This is a genomic window from Teredinibacter franksiae, assembly GCF_014218805.1.
GTDB classification, from domain to species: Bacteria; Pseudomonadota; Gammaproteobacteria; order Pseudomonadales; family Cellvibrionaceae; genus Teredinibacter; species Teredinibacter franksiae.
The window spans coordinates 624496-637030 of the sequence record NZ_JACJUV010000001.1; the positions used below are offsets into that span (position 1 = coordinate 624496).

The 12535-nt window shown below is 48.2% G+C and carries 12 protein-coding genes and 1 tRNA gene; 3 read left to right on the forward strand and 10 right to left on the reverse strand.

The genetic code is table 11. The annotated features are described in order from the left end of the window. Nucleotides 1-10 precede the first annotated feature (10 nt). Both H5336_RS02390 and H5336_RS02395 read left to right on the forward strand, forming a co-directional pair. Nucleotides 11-763 (forward strand): hypothetical protein, encoded by a 753-nt coding sequence (locus H5336_RS02390; RefSeq protein ID WP_185231070.1) that lies wholly within the window; start codon nucleotides 11-13, stop codon nucleotides 761-763. Nucleotides 764-848: 85 nt separating this feature from the next. Then, complete coding sequence (locus H5336_RS02395) at nucleotides 849-1703, forward strand: lipase family protein (RefSeq protein WP_185231072.1); 855 nt, start codon at nucleotides 849-851, stop codon at nucleotides 1701-1703. 150 nt (nucleotides 1704-1853) lie between these two features. On the opposite strand, the gene ltrA is transcribed toward H5336_RS02395, so the two are convergent. The 6 genes from ltrA to pheS form a co-directional block, all read right to left on the reverse strand. Then, nucleotides 1854-3170, reverse strand: coding sequence for a group II intron reverse transcriptase/maturase (gene ltrA / locus H5336_RS02400; RefSeq protein WP_246439003.1), 1317 nt, complete (start codon nucleotides 3168-3170; stop codon nucleotides 1854-1856). A gap of 1234 nt (nucleotides 3171-4404) precedes the next feature. After that, a tRNA-Pro gene (locus H5336_RS02405) sits at nucleotides 4405-4481 on the reverse strand. Between the two features lie 136 nt (nucleotides 4482-4617). Next, the gene (locus tag H5336_RS02410) at nucleotides 4618-4977 is read right to left on the reverse strand and encodes a MerR family transcriptional regulator (RefSeq protein ID WP_185231076.1); all 360 of its coding nucleotides are present in this window, start codon (nucleotides 4975-4977) and stop codon (nucleotides 4618-4620) included. Then, nucleotides 4961-5284: an integration host factor subunit alpha gene (gene ihfA / locus H5336_RS02415; protein ID WP_185231092.1), complete on the reverse strand. Its 324-nt coding sequence runs from the start codon at nucleotides 5282-5284 to the stop codon at nucleotides 4961-4963. Before ihfA ends, H5336_RS02410 begins: the two co-directional genes overlap by 17 nt. Next, nucleotides 5268-7661 (reverse strand): phenylalanine--tRNA ligase subunit beta, encoded by a 2394-nt coding sequence (gene pheT / locus H5336_RS02420; protein ID WP_185231094.1) that lies wholly within the window; start codon nucleotides 7659-7661, stop codon nucleotides 5268-5270. The genes ihfA and pheT overlap by 17 nt, the downstream gene beginning before the upstream one ends. An 89-nt stretch (nucleotides 7662-7750) precedes the next feature. Next, nucleotides 7751-8740 carry a phenylalanine--tRNA ligase subunit alpha gene (gene pheS / locus H5336_RS02425; protein WP_185231096.1) on the reverse strand — a complete coding sequence of 330 codons (990 nt, stop codon included), beginning with the start codon at nucleotides 8738-8740 and terminating at the stop codon, nucleotides 7751-7753. Nucleotides 8741-8845: 105 nt separating this feature from the next. Here pheS and H5336_RS22580 point away from each other — a divergent pair, with 105 nt between their 5' ends. Further along, entirely contained in the window at nucleotides 8846-9028 is a 183-nt protein-coding gene (locus H5336_RS22580) for a hypothetical protein (protein ID WP_221627967.1), read from the forward strand. A gap of 52 nt (nucleotides 9029-9080) precedes the next feature. Here the strand turns inward: H5336_RS22580 and rplT are convergent, their stop codons facing one another. The 4 genes from rplT to thrS form a co-directional block, all read right to left on the reverse strand. Next, nucleotides 9081-9440, reverse strand: a complete 360-nt coding sequence (gene rplT / locus H5336_RS02430; protein WP_185231098.1) for a 50S ribosomal protein L20 — start codon at nucleotides 9438-9440, stop codon at nucleotides 9081-9083. 33 nt (nucleotides 9441-9473) lie between these two features. Beyond that, nucleotides 9474-9668, reverse strand: coding sequence for a 50S ribosomal protein L35 (gene rpmI / locus H5336_RS02435; protein ID WP_185231100.1), 195 nt, complete (start codon nucleotides 9666-9668; stop codon nucleotides 9474-9476). Nucleotides 9669-9962: 294 nt separating this feature from the next. Continuing rightward, on the reverse strand, nucleotides 9963-10505 hold the full coding sequence (gene infC / locus H5336_RS02440) for a translation initiation factor IF-3 (RefSeq protein ID WP_185235597.1): 543 nt from the start codon (nucleotides 10503-10505) through the stop codon (nucleotides 9963-9965). Between the two features lie 68 nt (nucleotides 10506-10573). Then, nucleotides 10574-12487, reverse strand: coding sequence for a threonine--tRNA ligase (gene thrS, locus H5336_RS02445; RefSeq protein WP_185231102.1), 1914 nt, complete (start codon nucleotides 12485-12487; stop codon nucleotides 10574-10576). Between the last annotated feature and the right edge of the window lie 48 nt (nucleotides 12488-12535).

Consider the following 12535-nt stretch of genomic DNA (forward strand, 5'->3'; position numbering starts at 1 on the left):
GACTAATATTATGAACCAATCTAATGACTCCAAAAAATCTTATGTCGTGGTCGCAAGCCCTCTTAGCTTTAAAAAACTAGGTGATCAATACACGTTGACATCTGACACTTCCAACATCGAAGACGACACGTCATATCCTGGAATTATCGTGGCTGGATATGACTATAATGGGGCATGCGCTAAAATAATCCCATACAAACAGACTATTTACACGCAACATCAAAAACGGGTAAGTTCCGTGACAACGCAAAGACTAGCGGTGCACCTCAGCGGTCCTGGCATCCCGCCAGCAGAGATTACTGCTATTTTTAGAACTCCGGATATCGACAAAAGCAATGAAAGGAACCACGATGATCCAAATTTGGATTTCTCATTAATCAATGGAATTGTTGGCCCAAAATGCAATGTAGATTATCAATCGGATACAGGAACAAGCGTGCCAATTTATGTGTCGCCAGGATCTGCAATCATTAAATCGTCTGCCTCGATGAAATGCATTCCAGAAACTGAAAAATTTGGTGGTTGGCTTGGAGATTTACTTTCCCTTGGGGCCAAATGTGTTCCACATATAATGACTGCTGGCATGAGCATTATTCAGGAAATTGCAGCTGGCCCTGGAGAAGATAAAAAAAATCTCATCCAGTCCACTTCTGACGAAAACCCAATGATCAATTTGGAGAGTGCCGGCGAAGGAATCAATAGCATCGCGGCAAGCATCGGCTTTACATTGCTGGAACATGCTCACAACGTAACTTCTAAATAAAATGGTTTTATGTGTTTAATGATCCATGAGCAATATGGTTTCCTCGTGGATCATGTTTAGCACCATGAATCGAGGATTAACTCAAATGAACAATAGAAATAATCAGCCAAAAGACTTTGGAAAAATAAACTACAAAATTTCGAAACTTGCCAATCTAGTATACAAGGACAAGAATGAAATCCTAGACTCTAGCAGAGAAGATGTCGAGCTGCGATGGTTGGTGGATTTAGGTGATATGGAGTTAAATCGACAGAATGGTAATGGAACTTATAGAATACACAGGAAGGTATTGTTATCATACTGTATGATCGACAAGGTTTTGTTTTTATCATTTAGAGGAACATCAGGTATAAAAGATTACCCTACGGACTTAAATATCTCCATGAAACAATTCGTGAAAGGAGGAAAATCTTTCGGTAATGTTCACAACGGGTTTCTGTCATGTATACAATCGTTTAAAAATGAAATAGACGAAGTGGTTAAAATTATATATGACATGGGGGAAGTGAAAAGCGTCCATGTTACGGGTCATAGCTTGGGCGGCGCCTTGGCCGTTCTCTATCTTGCGTTATCTATCAATGAGTCGGATATAAAATTCAATTCTATAACAACATTTGGACAGCCAAAAGTTGGGGATAAAATATTTTCACAGTGGTTTAAATCTATTTTGGAATCAAATAAATGTCTCTACTACCGACATGTCAATAAGGTAAAATCTGTTAAGGGAGATCTAGTCGCACGACTGCCTTTTTCAATACTTGGATATCATCATACAAACGGCCATCTTGTTTCTGCCGATAAAACAAAGAATTATGTTTTTGGAGGTGAAGAGCTGGATACTGGATTAGATAACGAAAATCAGCAAATGTATAAATTGTGGCTTGAGGATCACAAAATGGATTTATATCAAGACGTGGCGAAATGCAATGAGTACATTTAACTTAATTATCATTATTCTGTAATTTAAAGTGCATAACCAGCGTCAGGTCTTTGATTTTTGATTACACTAATGGTCGCGGTAGGAATACCAGTTACCCGGTACCCCCCGCGCAGATCCCAGCGTGCGCTACTAACGCACTGGGCTCCTCCCTCAAGTACGAACGCCAAAGCGCTGCCTAGGATGAGGATGTACCACTCGGATTTTCGGAAAATACGGAGCCGTGATTTTGACAAACTTCTCCCAACTCATGAACCCACGCTGGCTTCTTTTTCGAATACGCTTAAGCCAATGCCTGCGCACTTCTCCGAAGAATAGCCAGATGCTGCGATCATTACCGGGAACTGAAAAGTAGTTAAGGTGCCCTTGAAGGATTCGCTTAATCCACTTTCCTGTTTCAGCCAAAGGATCATGCCATCGTTTCCGTAATTCGGCTTTGATAACGCGTAAGCTAGCACGCATACGTTTCCGTATCGTTTTACGCCTTATCACGAACGTCTTTCGTTTATACCCGAGGGTGCAGTAGTGTGTAAAACCTAGGAAGTCGAAAGTTTCTGGGCTTCCTTCACCACGATTCTTCCGCATCCCTATTGCATATTTGCCGAAGCAAATAAGTTGGGTTTTATCGGGATGTATCGTTAAGCCAAACTTGTTCAAACGCATGCGCATCTCCGTTAGGAAATGATGCGCATCATCTTCATATTCGAAACCAAAAACACTGTCATCAGCGTATCGAATAATCATCATGTCACCACGACTGGACTGACGGCGCCACTTATGAGCCCAAAGGTCTAGCACATAGTGGAGGTAAACATTTGCCAAGATAGGCGAAATGACTGCGCCTTGGGGCGCTCCAATATGGGCTTTACGCCTGTGAGCTCCATCCATGACACCAACTTTAAGCCATGCCGTGATTAAGCGTAACAAACGCTTATCTCCAAGCCGGTGCTCTAGAAAGCGCAACATCCAGTCATGATTCATCATATCGAAGAACTTTTGAATGTCGGCATCAAGCACCCAATTCACACGCTTCCTGTAAATTCCAACACTGAGCGCATCCAGTGCATCGTGCTGTCCTTTTCCCGGTCGAAAGCCGTAGGAAAATCCCAGAAAGTCTTCTTCGTAAATCGCTTCGAGGACAGAAACCACGGCTTGCTGTGCAATTTTGTCTTCCAAGCAAAGGATACTCAATGGCCTTTCCGTTCCGTCAGCTTTCGGAATCATTATTCTTCTAGCAGGTTTCGGACGGTAATTACCACTGTGTATTTTGCTGTGGAGTAGAAGCAGATTTTCGTTTAGATTTTCTTGGTAAGCTTGCCATGTCACTCCGTCAATACCTGACGCCGAGTTGCGCTTGAGCGCGTAGTAACTCTGCGTTAATAGGCTAACAGTTATGTGGTGTAGCAAGGCGGTGAATGGTACATCTTTCTTCCTTTGCGCCGCCTGGCGCACACCAGCCAATCCAATCAATGCAGGGCTCCAGCTCTGTGTCTGGGCTGCTGTTGCTTGACTCGTGTTCCTCTTGGGCGAGACCCTTTCCTCCATCACCTCCGCTGAGTGTGCACACTCGTTGTTCGGCGTTATCTTCGGTACTATGGTCTCGTCCGACTTCTCACTTGCGTTCATATTTATCTATCAGTGATTACCTTTGAATAAATCGGCCTAGCTAAGCTAGGCACAAATGAGATCTCCCAGGTTCCGTACAAAGGACGTCTTCACATGCATGGGGTCTAACGACTGCGCCAGGTTTAAATCGAACTTGCCATTTATGCTCGATTTAATATTGCCTTCTCTTCAGCGGAACGAGATCGGCACCTTGAAATGAACCCATTTCGCAGCTCAATACCCAGCCTATGAACTCCCCTGTGAACGCTTCACGTCTTACCTCGCGGTAAACCATGCATCACTCGGGGCCAAGATGGTTGGCTAGACCTTTTCTTGCGGAGGACTTGCACCTCCTATCCTTTGCCAGCTTACCCTGGCGCACTCCGCTTTGGGTCGAAAGCCGACCAACTAGCTTTTATATAACAACTAACTCCGTGGCCCAATAAAAATATCACCTCAACCAGTATCAACACCACCTTTCACTTGTTCAGCATAGTTCCTCACCAAAGCAAACAATTGCGCCAGCTCAATTGTTACCCAGTCCTCACCTCGTTGTCACCGACCAAACACCGCCTTGGCGCTAATCAGCATCTATTGGCAGGACAACCCCTCACCAACCATTAAAGTCAGCTCAAGCGAGTTAAGGGCAGATTTGAGGCAACACACACCCATTTAGGTGTTTTAGGGAGGTCAAATAAAAAGGAATGGCTTCGAACGAAGCAATTACAGAAAAACGAGCCAGATCACCCGCAGAACGGGGGCGAAATTCTTTGAAAAATTTGGACTTAATACGGACTTAAGTTGCAGGCAAAAAAACCCGCTTAAGTGGCGGGCTTCTATGTCGTTGATTTACAACGCTTTTTTGGTCGGAGTGAACGCTCGCATCTGCTGCATGTAGAGTCTTATTTTGTTTGCCCTATATTAAGCTCCGTGGCCGGAATTGACTCGGCGCGTCCTGCGCCTCGGGCTTCGCCCGCCCTGAAGGGCGCCCAAATTCGTTCCCGACGAATTAGTGACCCGAGGTCTAAGAACGAAAGTCCCTCACTTCTGCCGGTTAAACAAAAAAGGCCACCCATTAGGGTAGCCTTTTTTGTTTAATTGGTCGGAGTGGCCGGATTTGAACCGACGACCACCACACCCCCAGTGTGGTGCGCTACCAAGCTGCGCTACACTCCGATTCACGTATGTTGCTAGTACTTATACGCGAGGCGCACATAATACGGATTAACGGGTTTTATGCAAGGGTGAATATGGGGGAGTTGGTTGTTTTCTTTGTTGAATCAATTGCTTAGGCAATTTGAGTTCACTGGCGTTAGGCTTTGAGTACCGCCAGTACTTCTTCTAGATCGCGGATCATCTCTTTTACTATTTCCGACATGTCTTTTGGCTTAGGTTCTGGCTTTACTTCGTGGGTCATTTGCTGACGCGCACCGCCAATGGTAAAACCCTGATCGTAGAGTAATGAGCGAATTTGGCGAATGGTGAGAACGTCTGCGCGCTGGTAGTAGCGGCGATTGCCACGGCGCTTTACGGGCTTTAGTTGGGGGAATTCCTGTTCCCAATAGCGAAGCACATGCGGCTTTACCGCACACAATTCGCTTACTTCTCCAATGGTGAAGTAGCGTTTGCCTGGGATAACGGGTAATTCTGCGTTATTACTCGGTTCCAGCATACACTTCGACTCGTGCCTTTAGTTTTTGACCTGGACGAAATGTTACCACTCTTCTCGCGGTAATAGGAATTTCTTCCCCCGTTTTGGGGTTACGTCCCGGTCTTTGTTTTTTGTCGCGCAAATCGAAATTTCCGAAACCCGATAGTTTCACCTGCTCATTTTGCTCAAGGGCGTCACGAATTTCTTCAAAGAAGTACTCTACAAGCTCTTTGGCTTCACGCTTGTTGAAGCCCAATTCCTCGTAGAGATTCTCGGCCAAATCGGCCTTTGTTAACGATTCCTTGTCAATGTTATCTGAGACTGGCATCAAATTCACCCTCTAGCCGCCCAATGATCGAAGCGATTGAAGCGTTAATTTCGTCTTCGTTAAGAGTGCGCGAAGGATGCTGAAACGTCAAGCTAAAAGCAAGACTTTTTCTTTTAGGATCAATACCTTCGCCGCTATATACGTCAAACACCTTTAAGTTCTTTAGGTAATCACCGGCATTCGCTCGTATTTCAGCCAATAAGGCTGCAGCGGTGACGCCCCTATCTACAAGAATAGCCAAATCTCGGCTAACTTCAGGGCATTTTGACAGAGGGTGGAAGGCCGGCACTCTGGCCGATATCACCTTTTCGAGATCTAGTTCGAATACAAATACGGTTTTTGTGATGTCTAGCGCTTTTAGCAGCTGTGGATGGATGGCGCCAATAAAGCCTAGGCTTTCGTTACCCACTTTTACTTCGGCACACTGCCCTGGGTGCAGCGCGGCGTGTTTAGCGGCGCAGAAGCTGGCCTGCTTACCTGTGAGTGCAATCAGTGACTCTAGGTCGCCTTTTATGTCGTAAAAGTCTACATCGTCTTTACCTGCGGCCCATCCAGACTCGTCTCGCGCGCCATATATAAGCCCGGCTAATCCGGCGGTTTGGCTTAAGCCTTCTGGGCCTGGTATGAACCGCAGACCTTTTTCGAACAGGCGTACCCGGCTTTGCTGGCGGTTAATGTTGCGGCGTAGGACTTCTACCAAGCCCGGCAGTAACGATGTGCGCATTACGCTCATATCGGCACTGATGGGGTTGAGTAGCTCTACGGCGTCGGTATTACCCTCACCCGCAAACAGTGCGTGTATTTTGGGGTCGATGAAGCTATAGGTAATAGCCTCTTGATAGCCGCGCGCAATAAGTTGTTTGTCTAGTCGCTCTTCTGGCAATTGTGTTTCGGTCAGGCGTGGCAAATGCGCCGGTACGCGCATTTCGGTTACAGGCAATTTGTTGTACCCGTATATACGCGCAAGCTCTTCGAGTAGGTCTTCTTCTATGGTGATATCGAACCGGTAGCTGGGCACGGCAAAGGTCCAACCGGTGTCGTTGCTGCTTTCCAGCTCTAAACCAAGGCGAGACAGAATATCGACAATTTCAGTATCGGGAATGGCAAAGCCAAGGCCAGATTCAATGCGCGCACGCTTTAAGGTAACGCTCACGGGCGTGGGCAGTTCTTTCGAGAGTTCTTCGCACACTACTGGGCCGGGCTTACCGCCCACGATGTCTGTTAGTAGCTGTGTTGCGCGCTCTATTGCGGCTTGGGCACCGTTGTAATCTACGCCTCGCTCAAAGCGGTGCGAAGAGTCGGTATGCAGGCCATAGGAGCGGGCTTTTCCGGCAATGGCTACCGGGTTAAAGAAGGCGCTTTCTAGGAAGATATCTTGGGTTTTACCGGTTACCGCGCTGGCTTCGCCGCCCATAATACCAGCCATGGCCACAGGGCCGGTGTGATCGGCAATCACCAGGGTTTCGGCTTTAAGTGAAATTTCCTGCCCGTCTAGTAAGGTAAGCTTCTCGCCGTTTTCGGCCATGCGTACACGAATGCCGGAGTTTAACTTGGCTAGGTCAAACGCGTGCATGGGCTGACCTAGCTCTAGCAGGATGTAGTTGGTTACATCAACGACGGCATCGATAGAGCGAATATCACTGCGGCGCAGCCTTTCTTGCATCCAGCGTGGGCTGGGCTTGGTTACGTCTACGCCTTTGATCACACGGCCTACGTACCGGGGGCATGCTGCACCGGCTTCCAAGCTTACGGGGAAGCGGTTATCGCTTTGGCTGGCCACGGGTTTTATTTCGGGGCCTGTAACCGTTGCTTTGTTCAGTACACCCACTTCACGGGCCAAGCCTTTAATGCTCAGGCAGTCGCTGCGGTTGGGGGTAAGGTCTACTTCAATTTCGCTGTCGTTCAGGTCGAGGTATTCTCGCAGGTCGGCGCCTACTGTGGCATCGGCGGATAATTCCCACAGGCCGCTGTCGTCGTCGCCACATTGCAGTTCGGTTTCGCCACACAACATGCCAAAGGACTCTACTCCGCGTAGCTTGGCTTTTTTAATTTTGAAGGCTTTGCCGTCTTCACCTGGCGGCAAACTTGCACCCACCAGTGCGAATGGCATTTTAAGGCCCACCCGTGCATTGGGGGCCCCACACACAACTTGCTTGGTGCCTTCCGGGTGCCCGGCCACCTGACAAACCCGCAGTTTGTCGGCGTCTGGGTGCTGTTCTGCTTCGAGTATTTCACCCACAACAACTTTACTAAATGCCCCCGCAACCGCTTTTACACCATCCACTTCAAGACCGGCCATAGTGAGGTCGTCTACCAGTTTTTCTGTGCTCACTTCGGGGTTTACCCAGGTTCTTAACCAGGATTCACTGAATTTCATTTTCTCTAGGCTCGGTTCGGGCGGGCTGTTTGCTCGCTTTGTTGTTTGATTAGAGCAGCTTTGCTGCTGGGGCGCCTTTCTTAAACCATCTAAAACTGCTTTAAGAAGTCGAGATCATTTTCAAAAAATAATCGTAGGTCGTTTACGCCGTAGCGCAGCATGGCTAGGCGCTCTACGCCTAAGCCAAAGGCGAAGCCGGTGTATTTTTCGGGGTCTATGCCGCTGGAGTTAAACACATTGGGGTGTACCATGCCGCAACCCCCCACTTCCAACCAACCGGTTTTGCTGGACTCCCACTGAATATCAAATTCTGCCGATGGCTCGGTGAAGGGGAAAAACGAGGGGCGGAAGCGAACTTCGAGTTCGTCGTTTTCAAAAAATGCGCGCAAAAACTGTACGATCGTACCTTTAAGGTCGGCGAAGCTTACATTTTTGTCGATAACCAAACCTTCCACCTGATGAAACATGGGTGTGTGTGTTTGGTCGGAATCGCAACGGTATACACGCCCAGGGCAAATAATGTAGATGGGTGGCTCTTGGTTTTCCATTACCCGCACTTGTACCGGCGAGGTGTGAGTACGCAGCACTCGATTGTCGTCGATATAGAAGGTGTCGTGCATGGCACGCGCCGGGTGGTGGGCGGGAATATTGAGGGCGTCGAAGTTATGGTAGTTATCTTCAATTTCGGGCCCCTGCTCTACTTTGTAGCCCACGTTTGAAAAAATTCTTTCGATGCGGTCGAGGGTACGTGTTACCGGGTGCAAGCCACCGCTCTCGGATTTACGGCCATCGAGTGTGATATCAATGGTCTCTGAAGACAGCCTGGCTTCAATGGCGGCGCCTTCTAGGGTGGCCTTGCGTTCGTTAATTTTCGTTTGAACGCTTTCTTTCGCCTTGTTAATTTCCGCACCGGCCGCTGGTCGCTCTTCTTTGCTCAACTTCCCTAAGCCCTTTAACAAACCCGTAAGCTGGCCCTTTTTACCCAAATAATTAACGCGCACAGCATCAAGTGCTGCCAGATCTTGGGCATCCGTTACCAAGTTAATGGCTTCAGTTGTGAGTTCTTGTAAATTTTCCATAGTTAAATACAGAGCGTTCGCTTCGCTCTCTGCTGGTACGCCCGCTTTGCAGGCTCTGGATTTTGGAGTGCTGCTTTCTGCAGCTGCTGGAACAGCAACGCTCCCATGTTTTTACACTTTAATTTTAATATGCGCTTTTTTTTCGACGCTGCCGAAGATGGCACTCCCAATTCCAGAATCGCTACACATATGCAGCTTATTAGGGCTATGCAGGGAGAACAGGCCGCTTCGGATGCTTGCGAAGCAAGCTCCGCTGTAAGAGCTAAAAAACAAAAGGGAAGTGCCTAAGCCCTTCCCTTTTGATTGTTTTACAAACTCACTGGCGAACCAATGACTTTGATCAAGCAGCCAGCGCTTCTTTTGCTTTGGACACAATAGCGGCAAATGCCGGCTTGTCGTGAATAGCCAGATCGGCCAGAACACGACGGTCCAATTCAATGTTTGCTTTTTTCAGGCCAGCAATCAGACGGCTATAGCTCATACCTTCGGCACGAGACTGAGCGTTGATACGCGTGATCCACAATGCGCGGAAATTACGTTTCTTATTGCGACGGTCGCGATAAGCGTATTGACCGGCTTTGATTACGGCTTGCTTTGCTACGCGGAATACGCGTGAACGCGCACCGTAGTAACCTTTTGCTGCTTTTAAAACTTTCTTGTGGCTGCGGCGTGCCACTACTCCACGTTTTACACGGGCCATGCTAATTCCTCATTCAAAAATAGTGGGGGCCAATTACTTGGCACGCAACATACGATCTACCGAAGTGGTATCTGCAGGTTTAACCATGCTGGTACCGCGAAGCTGACGCTTACGCTTGGTAGTCATTTTGGTGAGGATGTGGCTCTTGTAAGCACTTTTGCGTTTGTAGCCGCCAGCAGTTTTCTTAAACCGCTTAGCTGCACCGCTGTGTACTTTAGCTTTTGGCATTGTTACTTCTCCAATATAAGGGCTTACACCCCTTGGGCTTTACTTTGGAACCAACTAGGCAGCTAAAAGCCTGAAGGCTCTGAATGCACGGGTTCATAGAACTCGTGCTTTATCAGCAAACTCGCTACTGCGAGTTTGGTAGATTCTTTGGCGCCGGAGCGCTTCGCTTCTGGAGCGGGCTGCGCCCTTCTGGAAACTGATGCGCTTCGCTTCTGGAAAATTCTTTCCAGAGATTGCGTAGCAATCGTTCCAGCAGGCCGCTTGCGGCCGCTCCGCAGCTAGAAAGGGAAAGTTTTACTTTCTCTTTCTGGGTGCTAATACCATTATCAACTGCCGCCCTTCCATTTTCGGGTATTGCTCTACAGTTGCAATTTCTTCCAGGTCGACTTCGATGCGTTTCATCATCTCCATGCCGAGTTCCTGGTGAGCCATTTCCCGGCCGCGGTAGCGGAGGGAGACTTTGGCCTTATCGCCATTCTCTATGAAGCGCGATACGTTGCGCAGCTTTACATTGTAATCGCCCTCTTCTGTGCCAGGGCGAAATTTCATTTCTTTTACTTGCTGCTGCTTCTGCTTTTTCTTGGCGGCGGCTTTTTGCTTTTTAATCTCAAAGAGATGCTTGCCGTAATCCATGATTTTGCAAACTACCGGCTCGGCATCTGCGGCAATCTCAACTAAGTCCAGTGTGACTGCCTGCGCTGCTTCCAGCGCTTCACTGATTGATACTATACCTACCTGTTCCCCGTCTGCACCTATAAGGCGTACTTCCTTCGCTTCGATCTGATCGTTTATCGTTGCTTTCTTGGAACGCCCTTTGGCATTATCACGATTATTAATGGCCTATCTCTCCTCTGTACGTTAAAAATAATTCAGTCTCCCCAATAACGACCTGCTCAGGCTAATAGTTAAAGCCTGCCGCGCTTGGCGACTGCGTCTGCCAAGAGTGTAGCAAAATCATCTAGGGGGTATGCTCCCAAGTCCTTACCTTCGCGTGTTCTTACCGCGACGGTGCCGTTTTCCATTTCTTGATCTCCAACGACCAAGAGGTAGGGAACCTTCTGAATGGTGTGCTCGCGAATTTTAAAGCCGATTTTTTCATTTCTCAAGTCAGAAACTACCCTGAAACCATTGTTTTGCAAGGATTTCTCGACTTTTTTAGCATATTCGGCCTGATTGTCGGTAATATTGAGAATTACAGCCTGTTCCGGCGCCAACCACGCGGGAAAAGCACCTTCGTAATTTTCAATCAAAATGCCGATAAAACGCTCAAATGAGCCCAATATGGCTCGGTGTAACATAACCGGCACTTTGCGCGAACCATCTTCCGCCACATACTGGGCATCTAATCGTCCGGGCATAGAAAAATCTACCTGAATAGTACCGCATTGCCATACCCGGCCAATGCAATCTTTAAGGGAGAATTCTATTTTTGGACCATAGAAGGCGCCCTCTCCTGGCAGAAGTTCGTAATCCAGGCCTTTGTTGTCTAGCGCGTCTTCCAAGGCTTTTTCAGCTTTGTCCCATACTTCGTCACTACCTACGCGCTGCTCCGGGCGGGTAGAAAGGCGAATAATCACCTCGTTAAAGCCGAAGTCTTTATATACCTCGTAGAGAAGGTCGGTAAATACCGACACTTCCTCTTGAACGGCCTCTTCTTCACAGAAGATATGCGCATCGTCTTGGACAAAACTGCGTACCCGCATAATACCCTGTAATGTGCCCGAGGCTTCATTGCGGTGACAGGAACCAAATTCCGCCAGCCTTAAGGGCAGGTCGCGGTAACTTTTTAAACCTTGGTTGAATACCTGAATATGGCAGGGGCAGTTCATAGGCTTTACCGCATAGTCACGCGATTCGGACTCTACGGTAAACATACTTTCGCGGAATTTTTCCCAATGGCCAGACTTCTCCCACAGTGTGCGGTCCACTACCTGAGGCGTTTTAATTTCCTGATAGCCATTATCGCGCTGTACCTTGCGCATGTATTGTTCTATTTCGGTGTATACCGTCCACCCTTTGGGGTGCCAAAACACCATGCCCGGTGCTTCTTCCTGCATATGGAACAGGTTATATTTTTTACCTAGCTTGCGGTGGTCACGCTTTTCCGCTTCTTCCAGCCGGTATAAATAGGCTTTAAGTTCTTTTTTGTTGGTCCAGGCGGTGCCGTATACACGCTGGAGCATTTCATTGTTAGAGTCGCCACGCCAGTAGGCGCCAGCCACTTTCATTAATTTAAAGTACTTCAGTTTGCCTGTGGACGGCACATGGGGGCCACGGCATAAATCTTCAAACTCGCCCTGCTTGTACAGCGACAAATCTTCGTTTGCTGGAATGCTTTCAATAATTTCGGCTTTATACGCCTCGCCCATACCGCGAAAATGCTTAACCGCTTCATCGCGGGGCAACACCCTGCGTGAAATGGGGGAATCGGCTTTGGCCATTTCCGACATTTTGCTTTCAATCGCCTGTAAATCTTCCGGCGTAAACGCGCGCGAATAAGCGAAGTCGTAGTAGAAGCCGTTTTCAATAACCGGCCCAATGGTAACCTGCGCTTCGGGAAACAGCGCCTTTACGGCCTGCGCCAACAGGTGCGCGGTGGAATGACGGATAATGCCCAGCCCTTCGGGTGATTTTTCGGTAATAATCGACAACGCGGCATCGGTATCTATTGCGTAAGACGCATCGACTTCGGTTCCATCCACTATTCCACCCAGGGTAGCCTTGGCCAGCCCAGGCCCTATATCGGTCGCTACGTCGAGCACAGACACGGGATTAGCGAATTCGCGTTGAGATCCATCGGGAAGGGTAATAACAGGCATTTTAGTTTCCTCAGTGGTGACCTCTACCAAAGGCCACTTGAATATTTA